Origin of the sequence: Pseudomonas sp. SWRI77 (assembly GCF_014269105.1) — a bacterium.
GTDB classification, from domain to species: Bacteria; Pseudomonadota; Gammaproteobacteria; order Pseudomonadales; family Pseudomonadaceae; genus Aquipseudomonas; species Aquipseudomonas capeferrum.
This window is the reverse complement of record NZ_JABWRV010000003.1, coordinates 70,812-85,047: the sequence shown is the minus strand read 5'-3', so window position 1 is coordinate 85,047 and position 14,236 is coordinate 70,812. Positions and strand designations below refer to the sequence as shown.

Sequence of the window (14,236 nt, the reverse complement as noted above, 5' to 3'; positions counted from 1 at the left end):
TTCCAACTCAAGGACGCCTCAAACGCCAAAGGTCTGGTACCAATGCCCAAATCAGCAAACCGCTTTCCGCGCCTGCCGCGTATCTCTGCGGCTGACCCTCAGGAATCCGAGCAGGCCTGGCAAAACGCCCCACAGCTGCTGGCCGCGCTTAACGGTGCCCACCTGGGGGCCTGGCTGTGGGACATCGAAACCGGTCGGGTCAGTTGGTCACGCGGCACCCAGGCGTTGTTCGGCTTCGACCCGCAACGCCCGCTGCCCAACGACATCGATTACCTCGACCTGCTGCCCGAGGAAGACCGCGCGCGCACCCGCCAGTTGTTCCAGGCAGTGGTCAACGGCGAGCCCGTGGAGCAGGCCATGCGCCACCGCATCCGCTGGCCGGATGGCAGCCTGCACTGGCTGGAGATAAACGGCAGCCTGACCCACGACCGCCATGGCCGGCCGCAGATGATCGGGGTGATCCGCGAGATCACTCGCCAGCGCGAGCGGGAAACGGCGCTGATCAACTCGGAAAAGCGCTTCGCCACGCTGTTTCACCTGAGCCCCAATGCCATCCTGCTGACCCGTCGCCACGACGGCATGATCTTCGAGGTCAACCAGCATTTCGAGGACATGTTCGGCTGGCCGGGCAGCCAGGTAATCGGCAAGACCAGCCTGGAGCTGGGCCTGTGGGTGCACCCCGAGCAACGCCAGCAGATGCTCGACGCCACCCGCGCCAGCAGCGGCCCGCTGAACCTGGAGGTGCAGTTCCGGGCCAGCAACGACAAGGTGCATGACGGCATCCTCTGCACCCAGGGCATCGAACTGGAGGGCGTGACCTTTCTGCTCAGCACCTTCGTCGACACCACCGAGCGCAAGCGCGCCGAGCAGGCCCTCAAGGACAGCCAGGAGCGACTCGATCTGGCCCTGGATTCGGCGCAGTTGGGCACCTGGGACTGGCACATCCCCAGCGGCATGCTGTATGGCTCGGCCCGCGCGGCGCAACTGCACGGCCTTGACCCCATCCCCTTCCATGAGTCCTTCGATGCCTTTTTCGAAGGTGTGCCGGAGCAAGAGCGCAACGTCATGCGCCAGGCCTACCGCAGCCTGCGCGAAGGGCCTGCAGGCAATTACCAGATCACCTACCGGGTACAGTTGGACAACGGCACTTCGCGTTATATCGAAAGCCGTGCGCGGCTGTACCGGGACGACCAGGGCAACCCCCTGCGCATGGCTGGCACGCTGCTGGACATCACCGACCAGGTAGAGCGCGAACAGCGCCTGAGTGCCTCGGAAGAAAAGTTCGCCAGCCTGTTCCAGGTCAGCCCAGACCCGATCTGCGTGACCCGCCAGGACACCGGCCAGTTCATCGAGATCAACCCGGCCTTCACCCAGACCTTCGGCTGGAACGCCGACCAGGTGATCGGCCACACCGCCGAGCAAATCGGCCTGTGGGCAGAGTCCATCGAACGCGCGCAACGCATCGAGCGAGTGATCCGCGAACAGGCCCTGAGCAACGTGGCCGTGGTGGTCAACCACCGCAACGGCTCACCCTTGACCTGCGTGATATCCAGCTGCCTGATCAGTGTCGATGACCAGCCCTGCAGCGTCACCACCCTGCGCGACATTACCCAGCAGCAACGCGCCGAAGCGGCGCTCAAGTCCAGTGAAGAGAAATTCGCCAAGGCCTTCCACTCCAGCCCTGACGCCATCACCATCACCGAGCGCTACAGCGGCCGCTACCTGGAAATCAACGACGGGTTCTGCCGGCTGACCGGCTACAGCGCGGCGGAAGTGGTCGGGCGCAGCGTTTACGAGCTGGGCATCTGGGCCGACGACAAGCAGCGCAGCGCCCTGCTCGCCGAGCTCAAGGAGCGGGGCCGGGTGCACCATCGGGAGATGCTCGGGCGCAACAAGCGCGGCGATATCCTCACCGTCGAAGTGTCGGTGGAACCGATCACCCTGAACGAGACCGACTGCCTGCTGCTGACCGCCCGCGACGTCAGCCAGCTGAAGAATGCCCAAGCGCAGATCCGCCACCTGGCGTACCACGACCCGCTGACCAACCTGCCCAACCGCGCCCTGCTGATGGACCGCCTGAGCCAGCAGATCGCCCTGCTCAAACGCCACAACCTGCGAGGTGCGCTGCTGTTTCTCGACCTCGATCACTTCAAGCACATCAACGATTCGCTCGGCCACCCGGTGGGCGACACCGTGCTGAAGATCATCACCGCGCGCCTGGAGGCCAGTGTGCGTCTGGAAGACACCGTGGCGCGGCTGGGCGGCGACGAGTTCGTGGTGCTACTTAGCGGCCTGGAAGGCAGCCGCGAACAGGTCGAAAGCAAGGTGCGCGATCTGGCCGATACCCTGCGTGAGCTGCTGGCCGAACCGATGTCGCTGGATGGCCAACGCCTGCAGGTGACCCCCAGCATCGGCGTGGCGCTGATCCCCGATCACGGCACCACCCCGGCAGACCTGCTCAAACGCGCCGATATTGCCCTGTACCGGGCCAAGGACTCCGGGCGCAACACCACCCAGCTGTTCCACACCACCATGCAAAAGGCCGCCAGCGAGCGCTTGCGCATGGAAAACGACCTTCGCCTGGCGCTGGCCCGGGGTGAGCTGGCCCTGCACTTCCAGCCCCAGGTGGATGCCCGCGACAACCGTATCGTTGGTGCCGAGGTATTGCTGCGCTGGCACCACCCGCAACTCGGCCAGCAGCCGCCGGCGCAGTTCATCCAGGTGCTGGAAGAAAGCGGGCTGATTCTGGAAGTGGGCAGTTGGATCCTCGACGAAGCCTGCGACGCGTGCGCGCACATGCTCATGGATGGGTTGATCGACGCTAATGACTTCAGCCTGTGCGTGAACATCAGCCCGCGGCAGTTCCGCCAGAACGATTTCGTCGGGCGGGTCCTGCGCAGCCTGGACGACTACCGCCTGCCACGGCAGATGCTCAAGCTCGAGATCACCGAAGGCATCGTCATCCAGAACCTCGAAGACACCATCAGCAAGATGCGCGAACTGAAGCGGCACGGGGTGAGCTTTGCCATGGACGACTTCGGCACGGGCTACTCGTCACTGACCTACCTCAAGCGTTTGCCAGTGGACGCCCTGAAGATCGACCAGACCTTCGTGCGCGACGCGCCGATCGACCCCAATGACGCCGAAATCGTCCGCGCTATCGTCGCCATGGCCCACAGCCTGGACCTGGCGGTGATCGCCGAAGGCGTGGAGTTGACCGAGCAACTGGCGTTTCTCGAGCAGTTGGGCTGCCACTTGTACCAAGGGTATCTGCACAGCCGGCCACTGCCATTGTCGGAGTTCCGCCAGATGTTGCTGGAGGCACCGGCAGATTTCTGATGCCGGAATGCGAAAAGGGCACCCTGAGGTGCCCTTCTCGTTACCGACCGGCTGACTGTTAGTTCAGCGCTGGCTTATCGCCATTGATCGGGATGCGCTTGGCTTTGGCTTCTTCAGGCACGATGCGCAGCAGGTCGATGCTGAGCAAGCCATTGGCCAGGCCAGCGGCCTTGACCTCAATGTGGTCGGCCAGGCGGAACGACAGCTTGAAGGCACGCTGGGCGATGCCCTGGTGCAGGTAGGTCACTTCAGCGGCGCTGCTGTCGCGCTTGCCACCGGAGACTGTCAGGACACCTTTTTCGACCTGCAGGTCGAGGTCCTGCTCCTGGAAACCGGCAGCGGCAACCACGATGCGGTAGTGGTCTTCGCCATGTTTTTCCACGTTGTAGGGCGGGTAGCTGCTACCGGCCTCGTTACGTGCCGCGGATTCGAACAGGTCGTTGAAACGGTCGAAACCAACGGAATGACGGAACAGTGGAGCGAGAGAGAAAGCGGTAGTCATGGTCATAAACTCCTGAGATTCAGCAAGTAAGTCACTACGCGACCCGACTTCGGCATCGCGTACTCAAAAGATATGGCCGGTGAAACGGCTTTCAAGAGAGGCTACGAAAAAATTTTCTGTTTTCCCGCTTTTACTGCACAGCGGCAGATCAGGCCACGCATGCCTCGAAGGCCGGCGCCTCAACCCCCAGCAAGCGGCTGATGCGCGCGCAATCATCTTCCCGACGCAGCTCGGCAAACAGCACCACCGCCTCTGGGTAGCTGCGGGTCAGCATCGCCAACCACTGCTTCATCCGCCCCGGCGCATAACGCGGGGACAGCTTGGCCTGGGCCTGACGCCAGAATTCGCGCAGCAGCGGCAGCAGGTCATCCCAGCTCATGGGCTGGTACGCCCGGCCGTCGCGGGCAGCGGCGATCTGCAGGCCCAGGTCGGGCCGCGACACCAGCCCGCGCCCCAACATGATGTGCTCGGCACCACTGACCTCGCGGCAGCGCCGCCAGTCGTCCACGGTCCAGATCTCGCCGTTGGCGAACACCGGCACCTTGACCACATCCTGCACCCGCGCCACCCATTCCCAATGAGCCGGCGGCTTGTAGCCCTCGACCTTGGTCCGCGCATGCACCACCAGGTGCGCCGAACCGCCCTCGGCCAGGGCCGTGGCGCACTCCAGTGCACCGTCGGGGCTGTCGAAGCCCAGGCGCATCTTTGCAGTGACCGGGATGTCCGCCGGTACCGCTCGGCGTACCTCGCGGACGATGGCATGCAGCAACTCAGGCTCCTTGAGCAGCACCGCGCCGCCACGCGACTTGTTCACGGTCTTGGCCGGGCAGCCGAAATTCAGGTCGATTACCGGTGCCCCCAGCTCACAGGCCAGCGCAGCGTTCTCGGCCAGGCACACCGGGTCAGAGCCCAGCAGTTGCACACGCATCGGTACGCCGGCCGCAGTCCTTGCGCCCTGGCGCAACTCAGGCGCCAGCTTGTCGAACGATGAAGGCGGCAACAGGCGGTCGCACACCCGGATGAACTCGGTGACGCACCAATCGATGCCACCCACTCGGGTCAGGACGTCGCGCAGGATGTTGTCGACCAGCCCCTCCATGGGGGCCAGGGCAATTTGCATGTGTGGGTCTCGGCGGGAAAAGGCGGCAGTCTAGCAAAAAACCGTACGCCTTCAGGCACCGATCAGCGCTTGGCCGTAACCCTCGATAAATTCGACCGGCATGCGTTTGGGCTTGCCGCTGGACAACTCGATACAGGCGAAGGTGGTCTGCGCCCGCAGCAGGGTCACACCATCGCGTGGGCGCTTGAGCTGGAAGCGGCGGGTCATGCGCAAGCGCTGATCCCATTCGATGATCCAGGTTGCCAGTTGCAGCTCGTCGTCTTCGTAGCCGGCGGCCAGGTAGTCAATTTCGTGGCGTACCACGGCCATGGCGCGGTCCAGGCGCCGGTACTCGGCCAGGTCCAGACCCAGGCGCTGGGAATGGCGCCAGGCACAGCGTTCGAGCCAAGTGACGTAGGCGGCGTTGTTGGCGTGGCCGAGGCCGTCGATGTCTTCGCTGCCGACGCGCAGGTCGATGATGAAGGGTGTTGCCAGGTCCCAGCTCATGCGCGCTCCTGAGAGGTTTCTTTGGGGGAGATTGCGGCGCTTTGCGCTCCACGGTCCTGGCGAGTGTAACGGATGCTCAGGCGCTTTGCCGCGCCGGCGCACTGGCACGGCTCAACAGCTCGAGCACTGCCTCGCCCAAACGCGGGTCGGCCAGCACCCGTTGGTGCCCGCCCTCCTCCAACAGCATCAGGCGGCTGTCGAACCAGGCCTTGTGGATGATCTGGGCCTCTTCGGCGGCCACCAGGCCATCGTCAGCGGCATGCACCACCAAGCCTGGCAGCTCCAGTTGATAACCACTGACATCCAGGCGTGCGATCTGCATCCCGACATCCCGCTCGACCTGGCGAATGAACGCTGCCCGCGCCCGCGCTGGCAGCCCCAGGTGATGGGCGAAGCCGCGCAACACGCCGAGCAATCGCGCCGGTGCCGCGATGCTCACCGCCGCCTCGGCGCGCAAGCCCATCTGCAGCGCCAGCAGCACACTGGCACCGCCCATGGAATGCCCGATCACTGCACGCAGCGGCGGCAGCTCGGCCGCCGCTTCCAGCAGCGCGCGGGCAAACAGCACCACGTGAGCCTGATGGCCAGGCGAACGCCCATGCGCCGGCCCCTCCAACGAAACTACCGTGTGCCCAGCCTGGACCAGGGTTTCGATCAACGCGGCAAACTGCGTGGGGCGCCCTTCCCAGCCGTGCATCAGCAATACCGTCGGGCCCTTGCCCCAGCGCAACGCCGAAAGCCCGAAGCGCAGGGTGATGCGCTCGGCCTTGGCCAGCAGTGGCAGTTCCCACGCTCTTGGCGGCAGCGTGCGCGGGGTCATGAAGGCGCGGCGCATCTTGCCGGCCACATGCTCCGGCGCCAGGTGGCCCAGGGTGCCATTGATGCCACGAATCCAGCTCAGGGTAGTCATCGCCTTGCTCCCGCCTTGTGGTTATTCAGATCACCGCCGACTTGGCGGCACGCAATACACGGTCGGACAGCTCGCCAGTGCCCAGGGCACGCGCCAGGGCCAGGCCACCGACCATCAGTGCAAGGTCGGCCAGGGCTTTGTCGCTGTCTTCGGGGCGATCGACCATTTTCGCGGTCATCAGCTCGATGTGCTCGGCCAGCACCTCGCGGAACACCTCTGGCAACCGCTGCATCTCGCCCAGGGCGTTGGGCAGCGGGCAGGCATGAACTTCAGCGTCGCGGTGCTTGCGCGAGAGGTAGAAGGCCGACACCAAGGCGCGGCGTGCTTCGCCATCCAGGCTAGGGTCGACCTGGGCCAGCAAGGCCCGCCGCTCGCCCAGCAACTGGCGGAACGCTTCGAGCATCAGCTCGTCCTTGCTGTCGAAATGGGCATAGAACCCCCCGACGGTAAGCCCGGCGGCGCCCATGACTTGGCTGACGCTCGGCTCTGCCGGGCCATGTTGAATCAAGGCACTGCGCGCTGCCTCGAGAATCCGTTCGCGGGTCTTGCTCTTTTTGTCGTTCATGGCCACCTCAAATATTATGCTAGTAATATGATAGGCGTAATATTTTTTGGCAAGCGGAATTCTCAGCCACCTGTCGGTACCGGGAATAGTTGGAGGGGAAAAAACAAAAGGCCCATTCAATAAGCGAATGAGCCTTTAAAGTCCCGCAAAACGCGGGTAAACATGGCGTCCCCTAGGGGACTCGAACCCCTGTTACCGCCGTGAAAGGGCGGTGTCCTAGGCCACTAGACGAAGGGGACGTAACCTTCGTGCCGGTTCATTTTCACAAACCGCGGCAAAATTGGTGGAGCTAAGCGGGATCGAACCGCTGACCTCCTGCATGCCATGCAGGCGCTCTCCCAGCTGAGCTATAGCCCCGAAAACAAAAGGCTCATCCAATATACGAATGAGCCTCTTTAAGCCCCGCAAAACGCGGGTAAAAGTGGCGTCCCCTAGGGGACTCGAACCCCTGTTACCGCCGTGAAAGGGCGGTGTCCTAGGCCACTAGACGAAGGGGACGTAACCTTCGTGCCGGTCCGTTTTCACGTACCGCGGCAAAATTGGTGGAGCTAAGCGGGATCGAACCGCTGACCTCCTGCATGCCATGCAGGCGCTCTCCCAGCTGAGCTATAGCCCCGGATTTCTAGCCTCTCGGCCCAGCGACACAATGAAACATCGCTTGTGCAAAACTGGCGTCCCCTAGGGGACTCGAACCCCTGTTACCGCCGTGAAAGGGCGGTGTCCTAGGCCACTAGACGAAGGGGACGAACCTTCTTACCTTCAAGACCCGGTTGCTGGACCCGGTCTTGCTTATCAGCCTTGGCTGCTAAGCGGAATGTGGTGGAGCTAAGCGGGATCGAACCGCTGACCTCCTGCATGCCATGCAGGCGCTCTCCCAGCTGAGCTATAGCCCCACAATGTCGCTTTGAGCAGAATCGCTGGCTGGGTGGCTGGCGTTTCGTTTCGCTCATCGCTGTGGACGGGGCGCATATTAAGATCGGATTGCACGGCTGTCAAACGAATTTTTGAAATTATCCAAAAGTTTTTTCACAGATAACAATCACTTACCGCCCTGCCCTTTGTTCTCCCATGGTTTTCTGAGCATTTGAACCTGTGGTAACGGGCAAGCCTGCGCCCACAGGTTCGCGCTAACGCCACGTCAGGCGATAGTCGCCAGCAGCTTTTCCCACTCTTTGTTTTCTTTCTTCGACACGCCACCGAGCAGGTCCAGGGCCTGGCGCAAGCGGTAGCGCGTCAGGTCCGGGCCGAGAATTTCCATGGCATCGAGCACCGACACCGAGCTGGCCTGGCCAGTAATGGCGGCAAACATCAGCGGCATGGCGTCACGCAGCTTCAGCTCCAACGCCTCGACCACTGCCTGGATGCAGCCGGTAATGCGGTCCTTCTCCCACTGGCGCAGGCTTTCGAGCTTCCACAGGATCAACTGGATGACCTGACGCACCTGGTCGCCCGACAGCTTTTTGCTCTCGAACAGCTTGGCATCAAGTTTCAGCGCGCCTTCGAAGAAGAAACCACCCAGCGGTGCAACCTGGCTGAAGGTTTCGACCCGGCCCTGCACGTGCGGGGCGATCTTCATCATGTAGTCGCTGTTGAACGCCCATTTCTGCAGGCGTGTGGCGAATTCTTCGACCGGCAGCTCACGCAGCCACTGGCCATTGAGCCAGGACAGTTTCTCGATGTCGAAGATCGGCCCACCGAGCGAGATGCGCGACAGGTCGAAGTGCTCGACCATCTCGTCCAGGGAGAACTTCTCGCGCTCATCCGGCATCGACCAGCCCATGCGGCCGAGGTAGTTGAGCATCGCCTCGGGCATGAAGCCCATGCGCTCGTAGAAGGTCACCGAGGTCGGGTTCTTGCGCTTGGACAGCTTGGACTTGTCCGGGTTACGCAGCAGCGGCATGTAGCACAGCTTCGGCTGCTCCCAGCCAAAGTACTCGTACAGCTTGATCAGCTTCGGAGCCGACGGCAGCCACTCTTCGCCACGCAGAACGTGGGTGATGCCCATCAGGTGGTCGTCGACCACGTTGGCCAGGAAGTAGGTCGGCAGGCCGTCGTTCTTCATGAGCACCTGCATGTCCATGCGGTCCCACGGGATTTCGACGTCACCGCGCAGCATGTCCGGCACCACGCAGATGCCTTCGCTCGGCACCTTCATGCGGATCACGTGGGGCTCGCCGGCGTCCAGGCGGCGCTGTACTTCCTCGGCGCTCAGCAACAGGGCACGGCCGTCGTAGCGCGGGGTCTCGCCACGGGCCATCTGCTCGGCGCGCATCTGCTCCAGCTCTTCGGCGGTGCAGAAGCAGTAGAACGCGTGGCCGGCATCGACCAGTTGCTTGGCGTACTGGGCATAGATCTCGCCACGTTCGCTCTGCCGGTAAGGGCCGTGCGGGCCACCAACATCCGGGCCTTCGTTCCATTCGATGCCGAGCCAGCGCAGGGCGTCGAAGATCTGCTGTTCCGACTCGCGGGTGGAGCGCAGTTGGTCGGTATCTTCGATGCGCAGGATGAACTCACCGCCGTGCTGCTTGGCAAAGCAGTAGTTGAACAAGGCGATGTAGGCGGTGCCAACATGGGGGTCGCCCGTGGGCGATGGCGCGATGCGCGTGCGTACGGTGGTCATGGAAGGTCTCGAACGAAAGATGAAACAAAGGCGGGATGTTAGCAGGGAGCAGGCACCGGGCTCCAGCAATGGCGCGAACGACACTGTCGAGGGTCGGGTCAACAGCCTGTTCGCAGCCTCCGGCGCCCAGTTCAGCCTGCTACCACCCGACAACGCCTGCGCAACCTGGGGGGCGCCATCGGCATCGCGCTGCTTGCCACCTTGCTGGATGCGCGGACCAAGGTGTACTTCGACTACCTGCGCGAGTCACTGGTGCCGAGCAATCCGCAGGTGGCAGAGCGCCTGGCACAACTGGCGGAGCGGCAGGCGCAGATCATGGCGTACAACGACGCCTTCCATTTTGTCGGGATCGGCTTGGCGGTGAGCATGGTGGCAGTGCTGCTGACGCGCAAGCTGCCGGAGGGGTTGAAGGCTGGCGAAGCGCACTGAATGGGCGCTTAGCTGCACTGGCCTCTTCGCTGTGCGGCGATCCGCCCCGCGAAGAGGCCAGTGCAGGTGGCGAAGCATCAGCTGGTAATCAGCCGCTCGCGCAACTGGGTAATTTCGTCGCGCAACTGCGCCGCAGCCTCGAACTCCAGGTCGCGGGCGAACTGCATCATCTTCTCTTCCAGCTGCTTGATACGCTTGGTGATTTCGCCCGGCGTGCGCAGCTCTGCCTCGTAGCGGGCGCTCTCCTCCGCGGCCTTGGCCATGCCTTTGCGCTTTTTGCTGCGCGAGCCAGGCACCGTGGCACCTTCCATGATGTCGGTGATGTCCTTCACCACCCCCTTGGGCACGATACCGTTGGCCAGGTTGAAGGCAATCTGTTTCTCCCGACGCCGCTCGGTCTCGTCGATGGCCCGCTGCATCGAGCCAGTCATCTGGTCGGCGTAGAGGATGGCCCGGCCATTGAGGTTACGCGCAGCCCGGCCGATGGTCTGGATCAGTGACCGCTCTGAACGCAGGAAGCCTTCCTTGTCGGCATCGAGGATCGCCACCAGCGACACTTCCGGCATGTCCAACCCCTCACGCAGCAGGTTGATGCCCACCAGCACATCGAAGGTACCCAGGCGCAGGTCGCGGATGATTTCTACCCGTTCGACAGTGTCGATGTCCGAGTGCAGGTAGCGCACCCGCACGTCGTGATCGGCCAGGTAATCGGCGAGGTCTTCGGCCATGCGTTTGGTCAGCGTGGTCGCCAGCACCCGTTCACCGGCATCGACACGCTTGCGGATCTCCGACAACAGGTCATCGACCTGGGTCAGCGCCGGGCGGATTTCTACCTGAGGGTCGACCAGACCGGTCGGTCGCACCACCTGCTCGACCACCCGCCCGGCATGTTCCGCTTCATAAGGGCCGGGGGTTGCCGAAACGAAAATGGTCTGCGGGCTGACCGCCTCCCATTCATCGAAACGCATGGGCCGGTTGTCCAGCGCCGAGGGCAGGCGGAAACCGTACTCGACCAGGGTTTCCTTGCGCGAGCGGTCACCCTTGTACATGGCGCCGACCTGGGGAACGCTGACGTGCGATTCGTCGATCACCAACAGCGCATCCGCTGGCAGGTAATCGTAGAGGGTGGGTGGCGGTGCGCCCGAGGGGCGCCCGGACAGATAGCGGGAGTAGTTTTCGATGCCGTTGCAGTAGCCCAGCTCGAGGATCATCTCCAGGTCGAAACGGGTGCGCTGCTCCAGCCGCTGCGCTTCCACCAGTTTGTTGCCCTTGTGCAGGTATTCGAGGCGGTCCTTGAGCTCCTCCTTGATGCCCTCGACCGCACCCAGCAGCGTTTCGCGCGGGGTGACGTAATGGCTCTTGGGGTAGAAAGTGAAACGCGGCAGCTTGCGAAAGACTTCACCGGTGAGCGGGTCGAAAGCGGCGATGTTCTCCACCTCGTCATCGAACAACTCGATACGGATGGCTTCAAGGTCGGACTCGGCCGGGAACACGTCGATCACATCGCCCCGCACGCGGAAGGTGGCACGGGCGAAATCCATCTCGTTGCGGGTGTACTGCAGGTCGGCCAGGCGGCGCAGCAAGGCGCGCTGGTCGAGCTTGTCGCCGCGGTCCACGTGCAGGACCATTTTCAGGTAGGTTTCGGGGCTACCCAGGCCATAGATGCACGACACGGTGGTGACGATGATCGCGTCACGCCGCTCGAGCAATGCCTTGGTCGCCGACAGGCGCATCTGCTCGATGTGGTCGTTGATCGACGCGTCCTTCTCGATGAAGGTGTCGGACGACGGCACATAGGCTTCGGGCTGGTAGTAGTCGTAATAGGAAACGAAGTACTCGACCGCGTTGTTCGGGAAAAACGCCTTGAACTCGCCATACAACTGCGCGGCCAGGGTCTTGTTAGGCGCCAGCACCAGGGTCGGGCGCTGCACCTGCTGGATGACGTTGGCGATGCTGAAGGTCTTGCCCGAGCCGGTCACCCCGAGCAGCGTCTGGTGCGACAGCCCGGCCTCGATGCCTTCGACCATCTGGCGAATGGCTTCGGGCTGATCGCCGGCCGGCTGGAAACGGGTGACGAGCTGGAACTCGGACATGAGGGACCTCGCGGTGCTGCAGCAACTGTAAATTTAGCCAGTAGTCTATACCCAAATGCGCCCATTCGGGGCCGGTTTCAAGCCCCGGGTGTGATCGCTTATTGCTGTGGACACGGCAAATAGACCAATGGTCAAAAAATATTTGTGCAAATGCCTGGAAAAGCTGTGCCAGAGTGTCGCAGTGACCGGTCGGTATCACTATACTGACTCCCCGTTTGTGCACCGCTTCAGTGCATTCGGGCTGGAGCGTGTACGTCCTATCACTCTCCATTCAGAGCCAAGGTAACAATGAGCCTGTTTTCCGCTGTCGAGCTGGCACCCCGCGACCCTATTCTGGGCCTCAACGAAGCATTCAACGCCGATCCACGTACCGACAAGGTCAACCTTGGCGTGGGCGTCTACTGCAATGAGGAAGGCCGCATTCCGCTGCTGCGCGCCGTGATCGAAGCCGAGACCCAGCGTGCTGCCCAGCATGCCTCGCGCGGCTACTTGCCGATCGACGGCATCGCCACCTATGACCAGGCCGTGCAAAAGCTGCTGTTCGGCGCCGAGTCGCCGCTGCTGGCCGCCGGCCGTGTCGTCACTGTGCAAGCCGTTGGCGGCACCGGTGCTCTGAAGATTGGCGCCGATTTCCTCAAGCGCCTGTCGCCCAACGCCGTGGTGGCCATCAGCGACCCAAGCTGGGAAAACCACCGCGCGCTGTTCGAGACCGCAGGTTTCCCGGTACAGAACTACCGCTACTACGACGCCCCGAGCCACGACGTCAACCGCGCCGGCATGCTCGAAGACCTGAACAACCTGCCGTCCGGCTCGATCATCGTCCTGCACGCCTGCTGCCATAACCCGACCGGCGTCGACCTGACCCTGGACGACTGGAAAAACGTCCTGGAAGTGGTCAAGGCCAAAGGCCACGTGCCATTCCTCGACATGGCCTACCAGGGCTTCGGTGACGGCATCGCCGAAGACGCCTTCGCCGTACGCCTGTTCGCCGAGTCGGGCCTGGACTTCTTCGTCTCCAGCTCGTTCTCCAAATCGTTCTCGCTGTATGGCGAGCGCGTGGGCGCACTGTCGATCGTGACCGGCTCCAAGGACGAAAGCACCCGCGTGCTGTCGCAGGTCAAGCGCGTGATCCGCACCACCTACTCCAACCCGCCGACCCATGGCGCGACCATCGTCGCCACCGTGCTCAACAACGATGAGCTGCGTCAGATGTGGGAAGACGAGCTGGGTGAAATGCGCCAGCGCATCCACGGCATGCGCAAGCAGATGGTCGAGCTGTTGGCGACTTACGGTGCCAAGCGCGACTTCAGCTTCGTCGGCCGCCAGGTTGGCATGTTCTCGTACTCGGGCCTGACTGTAGAGCAGGTCGCGCGCCTGAAGAACGAGTTCGGCATCTACGCGCTGGACACTGGCCGTATCGCGGTAGCGGCACTGAACCAGAGCAACATCCACGTGGTCACCAAGGCCATCGTCGAAGTCCTGTAACTGTTTGATTCTGCTCTAGTTTACCGAGGAGAAGCTTGACTTCCCCTTGGTGATCAGTAAGATGAACGCAGATTCCGCGATAGCTCAGTCGGTAGAGCAAATGACTGTTAATCATTGGGTCCCTGGTTCGAGTCCAGGTCGCGGAGCCAAACACTGAAAACCTCCAGTTGCGCAAGCACTGGAGGTTTTTTCATTTCCGGCCCTGCTACTGCTGCAGCGGCTCGGTCACAGGCTTGCCTTCATCCACCAGGCTCCACACCAACAGCTTGGCAGGCCTGCTTTTACTGGCATTGCGCGACACACTGTGCACGGTCCCAGGCGCTTCGTACCAGTACTCGCCGGCCTTGTAGGTCTTTTCTTGCTCATCATTGAGCTTTGAAACCACCGCACCTTCCAATACGTAGGCCATGACTGCCCCAGGGTGTTGGTGGGCGGGCGACGCCTGGCCGGGGGCATAGCTGACGGTGAGCATCACCGCCTTTTTACCGGTGGCGTTGCTGGGTAGTTTTTCTTGCAGGACCTGGACCTGATCGGGGGCATCGCCATGCGCCCAGGCGGGGATATGGCCGGCGAGCAGGCCAATGCTGATGAGCGAGGCAATGGCAAAAGATGAGGGTTTCATGGGCTACTCCTGATGGGCGACTGCCAGCAGGTTAGGCCCGGTGGTGCCTGGGGAAAATGGCCAAT

At 62.7% G+C, this 14,236-nt stretch carries 10 protein-coding genes, 7 tRNA genes and 1 pseudogene; 4 read left to right on the top strand and 14 right to left on the bottom strand.

Going from position 1 to position 14,236, the window contains the following annotated elements; genetic code table 11:
• Positions 1-42: 42 nt before the first annotated feature.
• Positions 43-3,339, top strand: coding sequence for a bifunctional diguanylate cyclase/phosphodiesterase (locus tag HU766_RS04240; protein ID WP_186653854.1), 3,297 nt, complete (start codon positions 43-45; stop codon positions 3,337-3,339).
• A 58-nt stretch (positions 3,340-3,397) separates the two neighbouring features.
• Here the strand turns inward: HU766_RS04240 and HU766_RS04235 are convergent, their stop codons facing one another.
• The 12 genes from HU766_RS04235 to gltX all read right to left on the bottom strand — a co-directional run bounded on the left by HU766_RS04235 (position 3,398) and on the right by gltX (position 9,542).
• A complete protein-coding gene (locus HU766_RS04235) occupies positions 3,398-3,841 on the bottom strand; it encodes an Hsp20 family protein (protein ID WP_033700549.1) in 444 nt (147 codons plus the stop codon).
• Between the two features lie 148 nt (positions 3,842-3,989).
• A complete protein-coding gene (locus HU766_RS04230) occupies positions 3,990-4,961 on the bottom strand; it encodes a tRNA-dihydrouridine synthase (protein ID WP_186653850.1) in 972 nt (323 codons plus the stop codon).
• A gap of 51 nt (positions 4,962-5,012) precedes the next feature.
• Positions 5,013-5,447, bottom strand: a complete 435-nt coding sequence (locus tag HU766_RS04225; protein WP_033700551.1) for a thioesterase family protein — start codon at positions 5,445-5,447, stop codon at positions 5,013-5,015.
• A gap of 76 nt (positions 5,448-5,523) precedes the next feature.
• A complete protein-coding gene (locus HU766_RS04220) occupies positions 5,524-6,357 on the bottom strand; it encodes an alpha/beta fold hydrolase (RefSeq protein ID WP_095064827.1) in 834 nt (277 codons plus the stop codon).
• A 25-nt stretch (positions 6,358-6,382) separates the two neighbouring features.
• Entirely contained in the window at positions 6,383-6,922 is a 540-nt protein-coding gene (locus HU766_RS04215) for a TetR/AcrR family transcriptional regulator (protein ID WP_047583563.1), read from the bottom strand.
• Positions 6,923-7,085: 163 nt separating this feature from the next.
• A tRNA-Glu gene (locus tag HU766_RS04210) sits at positions 7,086-7,161 on the bottom strand.
• 42 nt (positions 7,162-7,203) lie between these two features.
• Positions 7,204-7,279, bottom strand: a tRNA-Ala gene (locus HU766_RS04205).
• Between the two features lie 65 nt (positions 7,280-7,344).
• A tRNA-Glu gene (locus HU766_RS04200) sits at positions 7,345-7,420 on the bottom strand.
• A 42-nt stretch (positions 7,421-7,462) separates the two neighbouring features.
• A tRNA-Ala gene (locus HU766_RS04195) sits at positions 7,463-7,538 on the bottom strand.
• Positions 7,539-7,591: 53 nt separating this feature from the next.
• A tRNA-Glu gene (locus tag HU766_RS04190) sits at positions 7,592-7,667 on the bottom strand.
• Positions 7,668-7,739: 72 nt separating this feature from the next.
• Positions 7,740-7,815: transfer RNA gene (locus HU766_RS04185), tRNA-Ala, on the bottom strand.
• Positions 7,816-8,060: 245 nt separating this feature from the next.
• The gene (gene gltX, locus HU766_RS04180; protein ID WP_033700555.1) at positions 8,061-9,542 is read right to left on the bottom strand and encodes a glutamate--tRNA ligase; all 1,482 of its coding nucleotides are present in this window, start codon (positions 9,540-9,542) and stop codon (positions 8,061-8,063) included.
• A 156-nt stretch (positions 9,543-9,698) separates the two neighbouring features.
• On the opposite strand from gltX, the pseudogene HU766_RS04175 reads away from it, so the two are divergent.
• Positions 9,699-9,971: pseudogene (locus HU766_RS04175) on the top strand (EmrB/QacA family drug resistance transporter); the annotation flags it as partial.
• A gap of 77 nt (positions 9,972-10,048) precedes the next feature.
• Here the strand turns inward: HU766_RS04175 and uvrB are convergent.
• Positions 10,049-12,064: an excinuclease ABC subunit UvrB gene (gene uvrB, locus HU766_RS04170; protein WP_033700558.1), complete on the bottom strand. Its 2,016-nt coding sequence runs from the start codon at positions 12,062-12,064 to the stop codon at positions 10,049-10,051.
• Positions 12,065-12,352: 288 nt separating this feature from the next.
• Between uvrB and HU766_RS04165 the strand changes: the two genes are divergently transcribed.
• Together HU766_RS04165 and HU766_RS04160 are read left to right on the top strand one after the other, a co-directional pair.
• Complete coding sequence (locus HU766_RS04165; protein WP_186653847.1) at positions 12,353-13,549, top strand: amino acid aminotransferase; 1,197 nt, start codon at positions 12,353-12,355, stop codon at positions 13,547-13,549.
• Positions 13,550-13,622: 73 nt separating this feature from the next.
• A tRNA-Asn gene (locus tag HU766_RS04160) sits at positions 13,623-13,698 on the top strand.
• Between the two features lie 56 nt (positions 13,699-13,754).
• On the opposite strand, the gene HU766_RS04155 is transcribed toward HU766_RS04160, so the two are convergent.
• Entirely contained in the window at positions 13,755-14,171 is a 417-nt protein-coding gene (locus tag HU766_RS04155; RefSeq protein ID WP_186653845.1) for a cupin domain-containing protein, read from the bottom strand.
• Positions 14,172-14,236: the final 65 nt, after the last annotated feature.

Bases quoted from the DNA above. Each gene is read 5' to 3' on its own strand.
- HU766_RS04240 (WP_186653854.1), top strand. From the start codon at position 43: ATGCCCAAATCAGCAAACCGCTTTCCGCGCCTGCCGCGTATCTCTGCG.
- HU766_RS04235 (WP_033700549.1), bottom strand. From the start codon at position 3,841: ATGACTACCGCTTTCTCTCTCGCTCCACTGTTCCGTCATTCCGTTGGT.
- HU766_RS04230 (WP_186653850.1), bottom strand. From the start codon at position 4,961: ATGCAAATTGCCCTGGCCCCCATGGAGGGGCTGGTCGACAACATCCTG.
- HU766_RS04225 (WP_033700551.1), bottom strand. From the start codon at position 5,447: ATGAGCTGGGACCTGGCAACACCCTTCATCATCGACCTGCGCGTCGGC.
- HU766_RS04220 (WP_095064827.1), bottom strand. From the start codon at position 6,357: ATGACTACCCTGAGCTGGATTCGTGGCATCAATGGCACCCTGGGCCAC.
- HU766_RS04215 (WP_047583563.1), bottom strand. From the start codon at position 6,922: ATGAACGACAAAAAGAGCAAGACCCGCGAACGGATTCTCGAGGCAGCG.
- gltX (WP_033700555.1), bottom strand. From the start codon at position 9,542: ATGACCACCGTACGCACGCGCATCGCGCCATCGCCCACGGGCGACCCC.
- uvrB (WP_033700558.1), bottom strand. From the start codon at position 12,064: ATGTCCGAGTTCCAGCTCGTCACCCGTTTCCAGCCGGCCGGCGATCAG.
- HU766_RS04165 (WP_186653847.1), top strand. From the start codon at position 12,353: ATGAGCCTGTTTTCCGCTGTCGAGCTGGCACCCCGCGACCCTATTCTG.
- HU766_RS04155 (WP_186653845.1), bottom strand. From the start codon at position 14,171: ATGAAACCCTCATCTTTTGCCATTGCCTCGCTCATCAGCATTGGCCTG.